Annotated in this window: 13 protein-coding genes; 10 read left to right on the forward strand and 3 right to left on the reverse strand. The window is 70.1% G+C overall.

The features are described from left to right. Window positions 1-259 precede the first annotated feature (259 nt). The 6 genes from gltB (at window position 260) to OVA21_RS17905 (ending at window position 8,164) form a co-directional block, all read left to right on the forward strand. Window positions 260-4,861 (forward strand): glutamate synthase large subunit, encoded by a 4,602-nt coding sequence (gene gltB / locus OVA21_RS17880; RefSeq protein ID WP_268092998.1) that lies wholly within the window; start codon window positions 260-262, stop codon window positions 4,859-4,861. Further along, on the forward strand, window positions 4,854-6,326 hold the full coding sequence (locus OVA21_RS17885) for a glutamate synthase subunit beta (protein ID WP_268092999.1): 1,473 nt from the start codon (window positions 4,854-4,856) through the stop codon (window positions 6,324-6,326). The genes gltB and OVA21_RS17885 overlap by 8 nt, the downstream gene beginning before the upstream one ends. 89 nt (window positions 6,327-6,415) lie before the next feature. Then, complete coding sequence (locus OVA21_RS17890) at window positions 6,416-6,763, forward strand: hypothetical protein (RefSeq protein ID WP_268093000.1); 348 nt, start codon at window positions 6,416-6,418, stop codon at window positions 6,761-6,763. 25 nt (window positions 6,764-6,788) lie between these two features. Beyond that, window positions 6,789-7,088, forward strand: a complete 300-nt coding sequence (locus tag OVA21_RS17895; RefSeq protein WP_268093001.1) for an RNA-binding S4 domain-containing protein — start codon at window positions 6,789-6,791, stop codon at window positions 7,086-7,088. Beyond that, complete coding sequence (locus OVA21_RS17900; protein WP_268093002.1) at window positions 7,088-7,642, forward strand: hypothetical protein; 555 nt, start codon at window positions 7,088-7,090, stop codon at window positions 7,640-7,642. Before OVA21_RS17895 ends, OVA21_RS17900 begins: the two co-directional genes overlap by 1 nt. A gap of 111 nt (window positions 7,643-7,753) precedes the next feature. Further along, complete coding sequence (locus tag OVA21_RS17905; protein WP_268093003.1) at window positions 7,754-8,164, forward strand: hypothetical protein; 411 nt, start codon at window positions 7,754-7,756, stop codon at window positions 8,162-8,164. 64 nt (window positions 8,165-8,228) lie between these two features. Here the strand turns inward: OVA21_RS17905 and rraA are convergent, their stop codons facing one another. After that, window positions 8,229-8,711, reverse strand: a complete 483-nt coding sequence (gene rraA / locus OVA21_RS17910; RefSeq protein ID WP_268093005.1) for a ribonuclease E activity regulator RraA — start codon at window positions 8,709-8,711, stop codon at window positions 8,229-8,231. A gap of 134 nt (window positions 8,712-8,845) precedes the next feature. Between rraA and OVA21_RS17915 the strand changes: the two genes are divergently transcribed. From OVA21_RS17915 to OVA21_RS17925, 3 genes are all read left to right on the forward strand, one after another. Then, window positions 8,846-10,012 (forward strand): amidohydrolase family protein, encoded by a 1,167-nt coding sequence (locus OVA21_RS17915; RefSeq protein ID WP_268093006.1) that lies wholly within the window; start codon window positions 8,846-8,848, stop codon window positions 10,010-10,012. Continuing rightward, window positions 10,009-11,526, forward strand: a complete 1,518-nt coding sequence (locus OVA21_RS17920) for a phospholipase D-like domain-containing protein (protein ID WP_268093007.1) — start codon at window positions 10,009-10,011, stop codon at window positions 11,524-11,526. The genes OVA21_RS17915 and OVA21_RS17920 overlap by 4 nt, the downstream gene beginning before the upstream one ends. A gap of 123 nt (window positions 11,527-11,649) precedes the next feature. Beyond that, window positions 11,650-12,726 (forward strand): hypothetical protein, encoded by a 1,077-nt coding sequence (locus OVA21_RS17925; RefSeq protein WP_268093008.1) that lies wholly within the window; start codon window positions 11,650-11,652, stop codon window positions 12,724-12,726. A 133-nt stretch (window positions 12,727-12,859) separates the two neighbouring features. On the opposite strand, the gene OVA21_RS17930 is transcribed toward OVA21_RS17925, so the two are convergent. Together OVA21_RS17930 and OVA21_RS17935 are read right to left on the reverse strand one after the other, a co-directional pair. Beyond that, window positions 12,860-13,747 (reverse strand): oxidoreductase, encoded by an 888-nt coding sequence (locus OVA21_RS17930; RefSeq protein WP_268093009.1) that lies wholly within the window; start codon window positions 13,745-13,747, stop codon window positions 12,860-12,862. A 55-nt stretch (window positions 13,748-13,802) separates the two neighbouring features. Continuing rightward, entirely contained in the window at window positions 13,803-14,597 is a 795-nt protein-coding gene (locus OVA21_RS17935; protein ID WP_268093010.1) for a MerR family transcriptional regulator, read from the reverse strand. A gap of 114 nt (window positions 14,598-14,711) precedes the next feature. On the opposite strand from OVA21_RS17935, the gene OVA21_RS17940 reads away from it, so the two are divergent. After that, a complete protein-coding gene (locus OVA21_RS17940) occupies window positions 14,712-16,277 on the forward strand; it encodes a succinic semialdehyde dehydrogenase (RefSeq protein ID WP_268093011.1) in 1,566 nt (521 codons plus the stop codon). The last annotated feature ends 97 nt before the right edge of the window (window positions 16,278-16,374 follow it).

A 16,374-nucleotide genomic window follows, 5' to 3' on the forward strand; every position in this document is an offset into this window, starting at 1 on the left:
ATCTGAGAGAAGGCCCGCCCCGGGAGCATGCGCCCGGGCGGGCCTTCCGCCATCTCGGGCGGGCGCGAGGCGCGTACCCTGAGAGAAATCTCACAAGGTGGACTCGGCTTCCCATGTCAGGGGCCACAGTTTGACTTTCCCGATTTGTGTGCTGCGCCCCTTCTCCCCATATTATTTCCGAGCCAGAGAACTTCGGTCCTCTGAGTACGGGTGCTCCAGACACCACGGAGTCCGCCCGTCGACAAGCGAAGGCGATTACATGATGACGACTCCCGGCCCCAAGAGCCTGTACCGCCCTGAATACGAACACGACTCGTGTGGCGTCGCGTTCGTTGTGGATATGTACGGACGTCAGTCCCGGGACATCGTCGAGAAGGCGATCGCCGCACTGGTGAACCTCGAGCACCGTGGCGCCGTGGGCGCCGAGGCCAACACCGGTGACGGCACGGGCTTGTTGATCCAGGTACCGGACTTGTTCCTCCGCGAGGTGATGCGTGAGGAGCAGAACGTAGAACTGCCTGAGGCCGGTGCCTATGCCACCGGCCTTTGTTTTCTCCCCCAGTCCCGCATGCTCGCGATGGACGCGATGCGGATGGTGGAGCGGATCGCCGCCGAACAGGGCGTGACCGTGATCGGTTGGCGTGAGGTCCCGGTCGACGACTCCACCGTCGGCGCGATCTCACGCGACGCGCAGCCCAGCATCCACCAGATCTTCGTCAAGGCCGCCGGCTCCGGCGGAGCGCTGCTCACCGACCTGGACCTGGAGCGCAAGTGCTTCGTCGTGCGCAAGCGCTGCGAGCACGAACTCGGTTCGAAGGGGCCCGGCAAGGGGGACCTCGGCTCGGAGACGGTGTATTTCCCGTCCCTGAGCCCCCGGACCTTCGTCTACAAGGGCATGCTCACCGAGAAGCAGCTCCCGGAGTTCTACGTGGATCTCCAGGACGAGCGCGTGGAGTCAGCCCTGGGCATCGTCCACTCCCGCTTCTCCACCAACACGTTCCCGGCATGGCCGCTGGCGCACCCCTTCCGCTACGTCGCCCACAACGGTGAGATCAACACCGCCCGCGGAAACGAGAACTGGATGCGGGCCCGCGAGTCACTCATGTCCAGCGAGCACATCGAGGACCTGCCGGCGGCCCTGCCCATCTGCACCCCGGGCGGCTCCGACACCGCGCGCTTCGACGAAGCGCTGGAACTGCTGACGCTTGCAGGGCGCACCCTGCCCCACGCCGTGCTCATGATGGTCCCCGAGGCGTGGGAGCGCCACGAGACGATGGACCCGGCCAAGCGGGCGTTCTACGAGTACCACGCCTCCCTCATGGAGGCGTGGGACGGACCGGCGTCGATCACGTTCACCGACGGCACCGTTGTCGGCGCCGTGCTCGACCGCAACGGTCTGCGTCCGTCCCGGATCTGGGTCACCGACGACGGGCTCGTCGTCATGGCCTCCGAGGTCGGCGTCCTCGACATCCCCCAGGACAAGGTGGTCACCAAAACCCGCCTGCGCCCGGGCCGGATGTTCCTGGTCGATACCGCCCAGGGGCGGATCATCGACGACGAGGAGATCAAGACCGGTCTGGCCGCCGAGCACCCGTACCAGCAGTGGCTCGATGAGGGCATGATCCGACTCGGGGACCTCCCGCAGGTCGACCACCCATACATGCCGCACGAGCGCGTCGTGCTGAGGCAGCGGGTCTTCGGATTCACGGAGGAAGAACTCCGGATCCTGGTCTCGCCGATGGCCGCGGCCGGTGCCGAGGCGATCGGGTCGATGGGCACCGACACGCCGTTGCCTGTCCTGTCGGAGCGCTCACGGATGCTGTTCGACTACTTCGCGCAGCGTTTCGCCCAGGTCACCAACCCTCCGCTGGACGCGATCCGCGAGGAGCTCGTCACCAGCTACGGCGTGACACTCGGCCCCGAGGGTGATCTCATCCACCCGGGCCCGGAGTCGTGCCGCCAGATCCGCCTGGACAACCCGATCCTCGGCAATGACGAGCTGTCGACGCTGATGGCGGCCGGCGAGACGCGACCCGGTCTGCGATCGGTGGTCGTCCGCGGCCTGTACAACGTCGCACACGGCGGCCGCGGCCTGCGGATCGCTCTCGAACGGATCCGCCGCGAGATCTCCCACGCCATCGAGGACGGCGCCACGATCATCGTGCTGTCGGATCGTGAATCGGATGAGCGCAACGCGCCCATCCCGTCGCTGCTCCTCACCTCCGCCGTGCACCACCACCTCGTCCGCGAGAAGACCCGCACCCGGGTCAGCCTCGTGGTCGAGTCGGGAGACGCACGCGAGGTCCACCACATGGCGGTCCTGTTCGGGTACGGCGCCGAGGCGATCAACCCGTACATGGCGTTCGAGTCCATCGACGAGCTCGTCAAGGCCGGTCACCTCACCGGGGTGGACACCGCCGCGGCGTGCGCCAACTACCGCAAGGCCGCCGCGAAGGGTGTGCTCAAGGTGATGTCCAAGATGGGCATCTCCACCCTTGCCTCGTACACGGGTGCGCAGCTCTTCGACATCACGGGGCTGTCGCAGGAGCTGTGCGACGAGTACTTCACCGGCTCGATCAGCCCCATCGACGGCATCGGGCTCGACGAGATCGCCGAGGACGTGGCCCGTCGCCACCGCTTCGCGTTCCTGCCGCGGCCTGAGGAGGCCGCGCACCGGGAGCTCGAGATCGGCGGGGAGTACCAGTGGCGCCGGGAAGGCGAGTACCACCTGTTCAACCCGGACACGGTGTTCAAGCTCCAGCACTCCACGCGCTCCGGCCGCTACGAGATCTTCAAGGAGTACACCAAGCTCGTCGACGACCAGTCGGAGCGTCTGGCCACCCTCCGAGGATTGTTCGAGCTGAAGGGGACCCGTCCCCCGGTGCCGATCGAGGAGGTGGAGCCGGTCTCGGAGATCGTCAAGCGGTTCTCCACGGGTGCGATGAGCTATGGCTCCATCTCGGCCGAGGCTCACGAGACGCTGGCGATCGCCATGAACCGTCTCCACGCCCGGTCCAACTCGGGCGAGGGCGGCGAGTCGATCGACCGCTTCAGCCCCGACCCCAACGGTGACTGGCGCCGCTCGGCCATCAAGCAGGTGGCCTCTGGCCGATTCGGTGTGACCAGCAACTACCTGGCCAACTGCACTGACATCCAGATCAAGATGGCCCAGGGTGCCAAGCCGGGCGAGGGCGGCCAGCTCCCGCCGGGCAAGGTCTACCCGTGGGTCGCCGAGGTCCGAGGCTCGACCCCGGGCGTCGGGCTGATCTCGCCGCCGCCGCACCACGACATCTACTCGATCGAGGACCTCGCGCAGCTCATCTACGATCTGAAGAACGCCAATCCCGAGGCCCGGATCCACGTCAAGCTCGTGGCCGAGCAGGGTGTGGGCACCGTCGCGACGGGTGTGTCCAAGACGCACGCCGACGTGGTGCTCATCTCCGGCCACGACGGCGGCACCGGCGCTTCTCCGCTGACCTCGCTCAAGCACGCGGGCGGCCCGTGGGAGCTGGGCCTCGCCGAGACCCAGCAGACCCTGCTGGTCAACGGCCTGCGGGATCGAATCGTCGTCCAGGTGGACGGGCAGCTCAAGACCGGACGCGACGTCATCGTCGCGGCGCTGCTCGGCGGCGAGGAGTTCGGATTCGCGACGGCTCCGCTCGTCGTGGCCGGCTGCGTGATGATGCGCGTGTGCCATCTCGACACCTGCCCCGTCGGTGTCGCCACCCAGAACCCGATCCTGCGCGAGCGGTTCAACGGCAAGGCCGAGTACGTGGTGAACTTCATGGAGTTCATCGCCGAGGAGGTGCGCGAGTACCTCGCCGAGCTCGGGTTCCGTTCGCTCGACGAGGCGATCGGACACTCCGAATGCCTCGACAAGTCGCGGGCGTTCGCCCACAACAAGCGGGTCGCGAAGCTCGACCTGGCGCCGATCTTCGCCCAGGCGGAGTCCCCGTTCATGCACCAGGACCTGCGGAACACCAAGTCGCAGGACCACAAGCTCGAGGGCGTCATCGACCGCCGGCTCATCGAGGACTGCCGCACCGTGATCGCCGATCCCTCGACGGGGCCGTTCGCGGGCAGCTACCCGATCTGCAACGTCAACCGTTCGGTGGGCACCATGCTCAGCCACGAGATCTCCAAGGCGCACGGTGGTGCCGGGCTCCCGGAGGGGTCGATCGACCTGAGCTTCACCGGGTCCGCCGGTAACTCGCTCGGGGCGTTCCTCGCCTCCGGTGTGACGGTGCGGGTGTTCGGGGATGCGAATGATTACGTGGGCAAGGGATTGTCCGGGGGACGCATCGTGGTCCGCCCGGCGGAGGACGCCGCGCCCGATTTCGCGGCCGAGAACAACATCATCGCCGGTAACGTTATCTGCTACGGCGCCACTACAGGCGAGGTCTTCCTCCGCGGCATCGTGGGCGAGCGCTTCTGCGTGCGCAACTCGGGCGTCACCGCGGTGGTGGAGGGCGTGGGCGACCACGCCTGCGAGTACATGACGGGTGGACGCGTCGTCGTGCTGGGGGAGACAGGACGCAACGTCGCGGCCGGCATGTCCGGTGGTGTCGCCTACTTCTACGACCCGCAGGACGTCCTGCCCGAAAACCTCAACGTGGAGCTCGTCGACACCGACGAGCTGACCAGCGAGGACGTGGAATTCCTCCGCGGCATCGTGGAGCGTCACGTGGAGGAGACCGATTCGGCCCGGGGCCGAGAGATCCTCGGTGGTTGGGCCCAGAACGTGAATCATTTCGCCAAGGTCATGCCGCGCGACTACAAGCGCGTGCTGCTGGCCATCGAGCAGGCGGAGAAGGACGGACGCAACGTGGACGAGGCGATCATGGAGGCCGCAAATGGCTGACCCGAAGGGCTTTCTCAAGCACACCGAGCGGGAGCTGCCCGAACGCCGCCCTGTCGACCTGCGAATCATGGACTGGAAGGAGGTCTACGAGTCGACGACCCTCCCGGAGGATCACCTGAAGACCCAGGCCTCCCGCTGCATGAGCTGCGGTGTCCCGTTTTGTCACCAGGGGTGCCCGCTGGGCAACATCATCCCCGAGTGGAATGACCTGGTGCACCGCGGGAAGTGGGACGCCGCGGTCGACCGGCTGCACGCGACGAACAACTTCCCGGAGTTCACCGGCCGCCTCTGCCCCGCACCGTGCGAGGGCTCCTGCGTCCTGGGGATCAACCAGCCGCCCGTGACGATCAAGCAGATCGAGGTGGAGATCGCCGAGGCCGCATGGGCCGACGGCGGCATGGCGCCGGTGATCCCGTCGTTCCGCACGGGGCAGACCGTCGCGGTCGTGGGTTCGGGCCCGGCGGGTCTGGCCGCCGCGCAGCAGCTCACGCGCGCCGGTCACTCCGTCACGGTGTTCGAGCGTGACGACCGCATCGGTGGACTGATGCGCTACGGGATCCCCGAGTTCAAGATGGAGAAGGCGGTCCTCGACCGGCGTCTCGCCCAGATGGAAGCCGAGGGAACGGTCTTCCGCCCCGGCGTCGACGTCGGCAAGGACATCACGGCGACGCAGCTGCGGGAGCAGTTCGACGCGGTGGTGCTGAGCGGCGGCGCCACCATGAGGCGGGACCTGCCCGTGCCCGGCCGTGAGCTGGGGGGTATCCATCAGGCCATGGACTACCTTCCGCTGGCCAACAAGGCCGCGGTCGGCGACCCGGTGGTGGATTCCGACGGGTTGCCCGCGATCCATGCGCGGGACAAGCACGTCATCATCATCGGTGGCGGTGACACCGGTGCGGACTGCCTCGGCACGGCGACCCGCCAGGGGGCCAAGTCGGTCAAGAGTTTCGAGATCATGCCCCGCCCGCCGGCCACGCGTGCGGCCTCGACCCCGTGGCCGATGTACCCGCTGATGTTCCGCACGGCCTCGGCCCACGAGGAGAACGGTGAGCGCGTCTACGGCGTGTCCACCGCCGAGTTCGTGGGCGAGAACGGGCACGTCACCGCGCTCAAGGGTTCCGAGGTGAGGATGGTGGACGGGCGCTTCGAGCCCGTTCCCGGTACGGACTTCGAGTACCCGGCGGACCTGGTGCTGCTGGCGATGGGCTTCACAGGTGCCCAGAAGGCCGGACTGTGTTCCGACCTGGGGGTCGACTTCACCGACCGCGGAAACGTGGACCGTGACGGCACCTACGCGACCAATGTCGACGGCGTGTTCGTCGCCGGCGACATGGGCCGCGGGCAGTCGCTCATCGTGTGGGCCATCGCGGAGGGGCGGGCCGCCGCCGCCTCGGTGGATCGCTTCCTCATGGGGGAGACGGCGTTGCCGGAGCCGGTCCGGCCGACGGACGTGGCACAGCGCTGAGATCCGCCGTGGCGCCTGACCTTAATGGAACCTAAGATCAGGTCTATTCTGATAGCAGGCCGCCCGGCCTGGCGTCCCGGAAGGCATCCATGGTCCGCCGTCGCCCCGCCAGCATGATCGCCGCGCTCTGCGCTGCGGTCGTCCTGGCCGGGGCTCCGATGGCCTCGGCCCAGCTTCCGGGACCGGCCGGCCGGGCGGTGGTGACGGACCTGCCCGTGCTCAGCGAGTTGCCACCGCTGCCGTCCAGGGGCGCGCCGGCCGACGTGGACGAGCAGGAGGTCGACGACACCTCGGGCATGTCCGGCGTTCAGATCATCGCGCTGACGCTCGCCGGTGCGGCACTGGTGGCGGGTGGGACGGGGCTGGCCCTGGTGACGCGGCGAGGCCGCGGGGACCTGCCCGGCGAGCAGCCCGCGAGGACGGGTCCGCCCGCGTGACGGCGCGCCCGATAGGCTCGGGCGTATGAGCCGCCACATCGCAGGACGAGGACGGACCGGCCGGGCGACACCCCCGCCGGCCGGTCCGCCCGTCGACGACGTCGAATGCGACCTGAGCAGCAAGCTGACGCTGGGGCAGTTCCTCAAGCTGGCGTCGCTGCTCGATTCGGGCGCCGAGGCCAAGGACGCGGTCGCCTCGGGCGCCGTGAGCGTCAACGGCGAGGTGGACACCCGTCGTGGTCGCGGTCTGGTCGACGGCGACGTGGTGGAGATCGGGGGCCGCGCAGCCCGGGTGGTCGCGCGCGACGGACGGGGAGAGGCCTGATGACGGACGAGGCGCGGCGAACGATCCAGGCTCCGGTCGTGCTGCACGATGATGACCCCGGCGCCAAGCGTTACGCCGCCTGGCTCGCCGAGGAGTTCGACACCCGGGCCACCCATCACGACTCCGTGGACCCGGCCGATCTCGTCGTCGCCGGGACGGTCGTCCTCGTCACCGGGATGCGGGCGGCCGGTGGGCTGGGTGGTTCGGCGTTCATCCGCGACAACTGGGAGGCGCTCGTCGAGGCCGGCCGCCGGGTCGCGGTCGTCATGGTGGGCCCGACCCCGGTCACCGATGACGCCCGGATCGAGCTCATGTCGAGTGAGTTCTCGGGCGATCAGCTCCGCGATCTCAAGCTCTTCCAGCTGCGGGGCGTGGTCACTCCGGACCAGCTGGGATTCCGGCAGCGACTGGGCGTGAAGACCGCTCTCGCGGCCCTGCGGCGCAAATCCGAGCGCACCCCGGAGGAGGAGTCCATGCTCGAGCTGGGTGGGTTGGACCTCACCGACCGGGTCTCGCTCGGGCCTCTGCTGCGCTGGATCCGCCGCGAAGCCTGATCGGCCGAGCGGGCCGGAAGGCCGCGTCGCGCGCCACCCGGGTGTGACCCCCGATACCATCTCCTGGGTGAGACCCCGCCGTGGGGCGGGGCGACGACCCGGAGGTTCCCGATGCGCACGACCACCCTCGCCGCGACCGTCTCGGCACTCGCCGCCGCCGCGCTGCTGACCGGAGCCGGCACGGCGACGGCACAGCAGATCGATCGCGTGGAGCCGGTGGATCTCGACGACGCCGCCGGATGCCTGTACATCACGATCCACACCAAGGCTCTGCGGTGCATGAACCTCGAGCCCGCGGCCGTGGCCGTCTCCCCCCTCAGCCTCGGCTACGGGTCGCTCGGGACCGGGTCGTTGACGGACCTGCTCAGCGGGCTGATCAACACCGGTTCGATCATCCTGTCGGTGGAACTGCCCAACGCGACGGGCTCCTACGCGCCCGGTTCCCTGGGCAGCTACGGGCCCGAGGCCTCGATCGGCGACGTGCTCACCATCCCGGTCGCCAGCCTCGGGGGAGCCTCCTGAGCAATCCCGTCCGCGAGCACACCCCGCGGGGACCCGGGCGAGTAGGACGAAGGACCCGGGCGGGTCAGCGCACCACGATCCCGTCGGAGTCGGCGTAGAGCGTGTCGCCGGGGACGAAGTCGACCCCGCCGAAGCTCACGGTCACGTCACGCTCGCCGTCGCCGCTCTTGCTGGACTTGCGCGGGTTCGTGCCGAGGGCCTTACAGCCGAAGTCCATGCCGCCCACGACCGCCGAGTCACGGATCGCGCCGTTGACCACGACCCCGGCCCAGCCGTTGGAACGGCCTAGCTCGGCGATGAGGTCGCCCACCAGCGCGGTGTGGAGGCTGCCACCGCCGTCGATCACCAGGACCCGGCCCTCGCCGGGCTCGCCGAGCACACTCTTGAGCAGCGCGTTGTCCTGGAAGCACCGGACGGTCGAGACGGGGCCGAAGAACTCCGTCCGGCCACCGAGGTCGCGGAACTGGGTGTCACAGCTGCGGACGTCCTCGCCGATCTCGTCGACGAGGTCCGCGGTGGGAACGAATCCGGCGGGGGTGTCGGTCATGCGGGGCCTCCTGGGACGTGGTCTGGTCATGGCAACGCTATCCGGCCGCGCTCCCGCGGGGGAGCCCGCCCGTGGGGGACAATAGCGGGCGAAGGGTGCCCCGCCATCGTCCGAGAACCCGGAAGGAGCCACTCGTGGCCCAGTACGAACTCCTTATCCACGCCCGACGCGCGGTCGTCGACGATCGCATCCAGCAGGCGGCGGTCACGGTGGACGGGGGAGTGATCTCGTCGGTGCGGACGGGGTCGGAGGCGCGGGACATCGGCCTGGCGGGGGATCACACGATCGCCCTCGGTGATGACGTGGTCCTCATGCCGGGGCTGGTCGACCCGCATGTCAGTACCGAGGACGTCGCGGTGGGCACGCGCTCGGCGGCCCAGGGCGGGATCACCTCGGTGATCGACTACGGGACCGACGGTGATCCGGTGGCGATCACCCCCGAGGACGTGGATCGCTGGCGGCAGGACGTGACCGGCGAGTCCACGGTGGACGTGGGCCTGTGGGGCGCGGCGGTTCCGGGGAATCTCGGCAGGCTCGGGACGTTGCTGGATCGTGGCGTGTTCGGGGTGTCGGCGGTGGCCGCCGGTAAGGGCGTCGTCGGCGCGCCGACCCTGGACTCCGCACAGGTGGTGGCGGCCGCCGAGGAGGTCGCGGAGGCCGGCGGGCTGTTCGCGGTGGACGCCGGAGTGGACGACCTGCCCGGACTTCTGGAGGTCTGCCGGCGCACGGGTGGTCGGTTGCACGTCCGGGCGGTGTCCGACCACGAGGAACTGCCCCTGCTGCGCGAGGCCAGGGCGGACGGGCTGGGTGTGACCGCCTCAACCAGCCCGCACATGCTGGCGTTGGTCTCGGAGGTCACCCACGGCGGCGCTGCGGTCGCGCGGCTCGACCCGCCGATCCGGGACGCCGCCAACCGCGAGTTGTTGTGGGAGGCGTTGCGCGACGGCACGATCGATGCCGTGGCCTCGGCCCGGCTCGGGCTGTCGGTCGTGTGGACCGAGGCCCGTCGCCGGGGGTTCGATCTCTCCGACGTCGCCGGGTGGATGGCCACGCGCCCCGCCGGGATCGTGGGCCTGCGGGATCGCGGTGAGATCCGGGTCGGCCTGCGTGCGGACCTCGCTGCGGTCGCCGACGACGAAGCGTTCGTCGTCCTACCCGGGACCCGTGAGCTGGGTTCTGCGGATTCGGTGTACGCCCAGCGTGCCCTGGCGGGCGTGGTGCGGTGGACGATGCGGGGCGGAACGGTGGTCGACCCCCGTGCCCTCGCCCTCGGGACGGTCCTGACCCGACAGTTGTCGTGAACCCGACACCGGTGGGTCTCGACCTGTCCTTCCCGGCAGGGGTCACCTCGGGCCTGCTCATCACCGAGTACGTCATCAAGATTCTCGCGCTGGGGATGGTCCCCGAGAACCGGCAGCCGTCGTCGTCGCAGGCGTGGCTGCTCGCCATCCTGTTCATCCCGGTGGTGGGCGTGCCGTTGTTCCTCCTGTTGGGCAATCCCTACATCACCGGTCGACGGCACCTCATCCAGGCCGAGGCGAACCATCTCTATGCCAGGGCGCTCGAGAAGCGGCCCACCGTTCCCGACCGGGTACGCGTGGACCCGGGGGTGCGGACCATCCTGGAGATGAACCGGACTCTCACCGCGATCCCCGCCATGTCCGGGGACTTCATCGGCCTGCATTCGGACTACACGCGGTCGTTGGCGGCGATGACCGAGGCGGTCCGTGCCGCACGGGACCACGTGCACATCGAGTTCTACGCGCAGTCGTGGGACTCCGAGACCGACGAGTTCTTCACCGCCGCGGTGGAGGCCGCCGAGCGGGGGGTGGCGGTCCGGGTGCTGGTCGACCACCTCGGGTCACTGCGCTACCGGGGGTTCACGAAGCTGCGGACGCGGCTGCGGCGGACCCCGGTGGAGTTCCATCTGATGCTCCCGGTGAACCCGTTCCGCGGCCGGTTCAGGCGGCCGGACCTGCGCAATCACCGCAAGATGCTCATCGTGGACGGGGTGCACGGGTTCATCGGGTCGCAGAATCTCATCGAGCGCCACTACGGCAGTTCACGCAACGCCCGGCTCGGCCGTGAGTGGGTCGATCTGATGATGGAGGTCCGCGGGGAGATCGTCCAGGCGATGGACAGCGTGTTCGCGGTGGACTGGTATTCCGAGTCCGGCGAGGTGATCGGCACGCTGGAGGACGTGGCGCAGGGCGCGCCACTGGCGCCCGGACGCAAGGGCGGGGACCCCACGGCGGGCGACCCGGTGAGCGCGTTCCAGCTGGTCCCGTCCGGCCCGGGATACAGGACGCAGCCAGGGCTTCGGATGTTCACCCAGCTCATCGGCCAGGCACGGGAGCGGGTGCGGATCGTCAGCCCGTACTTCGTGCCGGACGACGCTCTCCTGCACGCCATCACGTCGGCGTCGTTCCGCGGGGTGGGGGTGGAGTTGTTCGTCCCCGAGCACGCCGACCAGTTCCTCGTCCACCACGCCCAGCGGTCCTACTACCGAGCACTGCTCGAGGCCGGGGTGGTGATCCACCGCTTCCGTTCCCCGGCGGTCCTGCACACCAAGACGGTGCTGATCGACGACTACGCCGGGATCGTGGGCTCGAGCAACATGGACCAGCGTTCGTTCAACCTCAACTTCGAGATCAGCCTGCTGGTCCTGGGCGGGGAGGCGGTCGCGGAACTCAACGACGTGGTGGACTCCTACCTCGAGGACTGCACCACGCTGGAAATCGAGACGTGGATGAGCCGACCGTGGCCGGGGCGGTACGTCGACAACGTCGCGCGTCTCACCTCGGCCCTGCAGTAGGCCGGATCCGGAGGTGGGTCGGGTCCGGTCCGGCAGCGGGCTCTACAGGCGGGCGGCACCGCAGTAGTACGCTCAGCGTGCGCGGGTCGCACAGGCCCGCCCTTGCGACGAGAGGCTGTCCCGATGCCCCAGACCCGTGGTTCCGGAGTCCGGACCAGGCGCCTCGGCGCCGCCGTCACGACCGCCGTGGTGGCGGCCGTCGCGGTTCCCGCCGTGGCGTACGCGCAGGGGGACTCGGGGTCGGGTTCAGCGCTGCCCGCCGAGACGGGCAACAGCAGTGTGGACCAACTGATCGGCCAGCTTCCCGAGGAGATCGTCATCGGCGGTGGGGCGCTCGGGTCCGAGGGGCTGCGCGAGACGGGCAGCGCCCCTGTGGCGGACGCCGGACTGTCCCTGGGGCAGACCCTCGGTTCGGTGGCGCCGCTCGAGGCACTGGGGTCGGCCGGAGGGTCCGCGGCGGCGTCCGTGGCGTCCTCGGGCAGCCTGCCGGGGTCCGTCTACACCAACCCGACCGGGTCGCTCGGGTCGGGCACCATCGGGCTGGGATCGATCGCGATCCCCGAGTACATCTTCCCCGTACTGAGCGTGCAGTTCGCGGGCGGTTTCTTCGCGGCGCTGGGGGAGCGGCAGCAGGCCGGCGAGCTCTATCCGCACGAGCTGGACTTCTGGCACGGTGTGGTCGAGGGCTCGGCCGAGGGCGGCGCGCTGCTCACTGACGCCGCGGACGCCGCCGGCACCGAGCTGCCCGGCGCGCTGGCGGGGAGTATCGAGGCGGTGCAGATCGCCGCGCTGCAGGATCCGTACGAGGACAACGAGCGCCGTCGCGCCGAGGCCGAGACGGCGGCCGCCGACGGTGGGCAGGGCGCGACGAGCGAGGTCGACGACGACGAGGTTGACAACGACGAGGTTGACGACGACGAGGTTGACGACGACGAGGCCGACCTCTCCCCGGTCGGCGCGAACGGTCCCGCCGCGGCCACGCAGGGCGGAACCGGTGGTGTGGGCGCGACCCTCGGCGCCGCGGCCGCGCCTGCCGCCACTGCGACGACCGCGGGGAACGCCACCGCCGGACCCGGCGAACAGTCGGCCCCCGCCGAGCTGGCCGTGACCGGCGTGGGGACCACCGCGCTGGTCGGCCTCGCCGCCGGGACGATTCTGCTGGGCGGGCTGGTGCTCGCCCTCGCCCGCCGGCGCGCGTAGGGCCCGGCCTCGCCGTCGTGCCCTCCACGCGGCCCCGGGCGGATCGTTTTGAGGCCCCTCGGAAGGCCGGGCGGAAGGCCTCTCGGTAGGCCGCGCCGCCAGCGGTTACCCGCGGGCGGTCACCCCTACGCACTCACCCCTGCGCGCTCATCTCCCGGCAGCGGTCCCACAGCGCGGCGGCGACCTCGCGGTCGTGCGAGGCCTTGGTGGAATTCACGGTCGTCGGGTACCCGGTGAGCTCGCCGGGGCCGTCGGGGCCGATGTACGCGCCGCCGGGGACGGACTCCACGGTCGCGGCGTAGAGCTGCGGCAGGGCCCCGCGCTCGGCCGGCTGCGCGAGGAACGGGACCTTCTCCACGCCCTTCATCAGCAGGTCCTGTACGCGGCTGCCGCTGCGGTACTGCAGATTGGTCGCCGAATAACCGGGGTGTGCGGCCACCGCTCTCAGCGGCGACCCCGCGGCGTCGAGGCGACGCTGCTGCTCGTAGGCGAGCATGACGCAGGCCAGCTTGGAGGCGGCGTACACCGGCATCGGCGCGTAGCGGCGGCGGGTCCAGTCCAGGTCGTCGGGGTCCACCGTGCCGAACCGGTGCATGATCGATCCCAGCCACACCACCCGGTCCGTCAACGCGGGTGCGAGGTGCTCGGTGAGGGCGAAGTGGCCGAGGACGTTGACCCCGAACTGCATCTCGTGGCCCTGTGCGGTGCTCGAACGCGGGATGTTCATCAGGCCCGCGTTGTTGACGAGCACGTCGGGCGTCCGGGCCGCGATCGTCTCGCCCGCGGCGTGGACGGAGTCGAGGTCGGCCAGGTCCAGCTCGACGACCTCGGCGCGGTCCGGGTGCGCGAGCCCCGCGCGGGCGTTCTCCGCGCGGGGCCTGTCGCGGCAGGCCATGACCACCCGGGCGCCCGCATCGGTCAGCGCCCGGGTGGACTGAAGGCCCAGCCCGGAGTTCGCGCCGGTGACCACGAAGGTCCGGCCGGTCTGGTCGGGGATGTCGGCAGTGGTCCATCGGCTCATGCGGGCCAGGATACGTCCGCCGTCCGACATCGCCCACCGGCTCGTGCGGGCCGGCTCACTCCCAGGTGGCGGTGTCGGGATCGACACCGTGCGCGCGGGCGTCGGCCTCGACCGCCGCGATGAGCCACTCGGTCAGGCCCGGCTCGAGCTTCTCGTAGCTCTCCGCGTACCGCTCGTCCTGCCGGTACATCCGCACGAGCAGAACCTGCATGGAGCGGGAGCAGTCGTAGAACTCGCCGATCGAGGCGCGGTGCCGCTCGGCCAGGGTCGCCGCCTCGGGCGAGGCCGGGTCGACGCCGGCCCGCTTGGCCGCGGCCAGGTCGGCGTTCAGGGCGTCCGTCCCGGCCTTGACCCGCCGCCAGTCGTCCTTGGACATTCCGCGGGTGCGCTGCTGCGACTGCTCCCACTGCGGGGTGTCTCCCCAGCGCTCTTCGGCTTCGTCCTGCCATTCCTCTTTCCAGTCCGTGCCGAAGATCTCGGCCCGGTCCTCCGGGGTCAGCGGTGCGTTCACTGCCATCGCCTCCTTCAGGCGGTCGACTGCGGAGACCATCTCCTGCAGGTGCGAGATGCGTCCGACCAGCAGCTCGCGCTGGCGGGTCAGGTGGGCGTCGGCGTCGACGTCCGGGTCATCGAGCAGGTCGCCGATCTGCGCCAGCGGGAAGCCCAGCTCGCGGTAGACCAGGATCCGGTGGATGCGGGCGACGTCGTCGTCGTCATACACCCGGTAGTCCGACCACGTCCGTCCGCTCGCCGGCGCCAGCCCGATCCGGTCCCAGTGGTGCAGGGTCCGGACGCTCACGCCGACCAGCGCGGCGACCGCACCCACGGTCAGCCCGTCCCTCGTCGTCATGTCTCCAGCATCTCTCACATGCTCGATCGTGGGGCCTGACACAACGTCAGGGTCAAGCCCCCGGTCGGCCCGAGGCGGTACCGCTCTTCCTTACCCGCCGGTAACCTCGGTGCCATGAGCCGACCCGCGCCCCATGTGTACGACCGTCTCCGCGACCTCGTCGCGATCCCCGAATTCCGGGCCGACCCCTCGAGCCGCCCGTCGTCGGTGATCACCGAGGTCTTCACCGGCGAACCACTCGCGGAGATCCCCGCCGGCACCGCCGACGATGTCACCGCCGCCGTCGAGCGGGCCCGTGCCGCGCAGGTCGCGTGGGCCGAACGCGACGTCTCCGACCGGGTCGCCGTCATCACCCGCTTCGCCAAGCAGATCATGCGCAACCGCGGCGAGCTCATGGACATCGTCCAGGCCGAGACCGGCAAGAGCCGCGCCTCCGCGCAGGAGGAAGTGCTGGACTGCCTCATCACCGCGCGCCACTACGCCCGGACCGCGCCCGGACTGCTCGCCCCCAAGCGGATCCAGGGCATGCTGCCGGGACTGACCAAGGCCGTGGTGCGCCGCCAGCCCAAGGGGGTCGTGGGCGTGATCGCGCCGTGGAACTACCCGCTCAACCTCGCAGTCACCGACGCGCTGGCCGCCCTGCTCGCGGGCAACGCCGTGGTGATCAAGCCCGCCTCCATCACGCCGTTCTGTGCCCTCGCCGCCGCCGATATGCTCTACCGGGCGGGCCTGCCGCGCGAGCTGTTCCAGGTGGTCCCCGGCTCCGGCGGGACGGTCGGCGGCGCGATCGTCGAAACCGCGGACTACCTCATGTTCACCGGCTCCACCGCCACAGGCCGCACGCTGGGCCGTCAGTGCGGCGAACGCCTGATCGGCTTCTCGGCCGAACTCGGCGGGAAGAACGCCATGATCGTCACCGAGGGTGCCGACCTCGACGAGGTGGCCGAGGTCGCCACTCGCGCGTTCTTCTCCAACTCGGGTCAGCTGTGCATCTCGGTCGAGCGGGTCTACGTGGAGCGCTCCGTCGCCCCGCAGCTCATCGAGAAGCTCACCTCGCGTGTGCAGTCCATGAGCGTCGGGCCCGGTTACGACTTCGAGGCCGAGATGGGCAGCCTGATCTCCCGCGACCAGCTGGACACCGTCTCCGCACACGTCGACGACGCGGTGGCCAAGGGCGCGCGCGTCCTCGCCGGCGGACGCGCCCGGCCGGACCTGGGACCGCTGTTCTACGAGCCCACCCTGCTCACCGATGTGCCCCCCGGCGCGACCTGCCACGGCGAGGAGACCTTCGGCCCGGTCGTGTCGATCTATCCCGTCAACTCCGTCGAGGAGGCGATCGCCCGCGCCAACGACACCGAGTACGGGCTCAACTCATCGGTGTTCGCCGGGTCCGACTCCGAGGGCGAGCAGATCGCCGCTCGCCTGCGGACCGGCACCGTCAACGTCGGCGAGGGCTATGTCGCGGGCTGGGGCTCCGTCGCCGGCCCGATGGGCGGCATGGGCGCGTCCGGGGTGGGGCGACGCCACGGCGACGAGGGACTGCTCAAGTACACGGAAGCCCAGACGATCGCCACGCAGCGCGTCGTGCACATGGGCGGGCCGTCGTTCGTGCCGCGCACGCGGTGGCAGCAGCTCCTCGCGCCCGCCACCGACGCCATGCGCTTCCTGCCGGGGCGGTAGGCCGGAGCCCGCGCGGGCGGCCGCTGCCCCGGTGACTTGCGCGTGGGGAATGTACGTTTCCCCTCTTTGCCAGACTGCTTGTGAGTCACTGACTGCA

This window comes from Dietzia sp. SL131 (assembly GCF_026672565.1).
GTDB lineage: Bacteria > Actinomycetota > Actinomycetes > Mycobacteriales > Mycobacteriaceae > Dietzia > Dietzia kunjamensis.

Excerpts from the sequence above, each read along its gene's own strand:
- gltB (WP_268092998.1), top strand. The coding sequence starts at position 260 with ATGATGACGACTCCCGGCCCCAAGAGCCTGTACCGCCCTGAATACGAA.
- OVA21_RS17925 (WP_268093008.1), top strand. The coding sequence starts at position 11,650 with ATGCCCCAGACCCGTGGTTCCGGAGTCCGGACCAGGCGCCTCGGCGCC.
- OVA21_RS17900 (WP_268093002.1), top strand. The coding sequence starts at position 7,088 with ATGACGGACGAGGCGCGGCGAACGATCCAGGCTCCGGTCGTGCTGCAC.
- OVA21_RS17940 (WP_268093011.1), top strand. The coding sequence starts at position 14,712 with ATGAGCCGACCCGCGCCCCATGTGTACGACCGTCTCCGCGACCTCGTC.
- rraA (WP_268093005.1), bottom strand. The coding sequence starts at position 8,711 with ATGACCGACACCCCCGCCGGATTCGTTCCCACCGCGGACCTCGTCGAC.
- OVA21_RS17930 (WP_268093009.1), bottom strand. The coding sequence starts at position 13,747 with ATGAGCCGATGGACCACTGCCGACATCCCCGACCAGACCGGCCGGACC.
- OVA21_RS17895 (WP_268093001.1), top strand. The coding sequence starts at position 6,789 with ATGAGCCGCCACATCGCAGGACGAGGACGGACCGGCCGGGCGACACCC.
- OVA21_RS17885 (WP_268092999.1), top strand. The coding sequence starts at position 4,854 with ATGGCTGACCCGAAGGGCTTTCTCAAGCACACCGAGCGGGAGCTGCCC.
- OVA21_RS17935 (WP_268093010.1), bottom strand. The coding sequence starts at position 14,597 with ATGACGACGAGGGACGGGCTGACCGTGGGTGCGGTCGCCGCGCTGGTC.
- OVA21_RS17890 (WP_268093000.1), top strand. The coding sequence starts at position 6,416 with ATGGTCCGCCGTCGCCCCGCCAGCATGATCGCCGCGCTCTGCGCTGCG.
- OVA21_RS17905 (WP_268093003.1), top strand. The coding sequence starts at position 7,754 with ATGCGCACGACCACCCTCGCCGCGACCGTCTCGGCACTCGCCGCCGCC.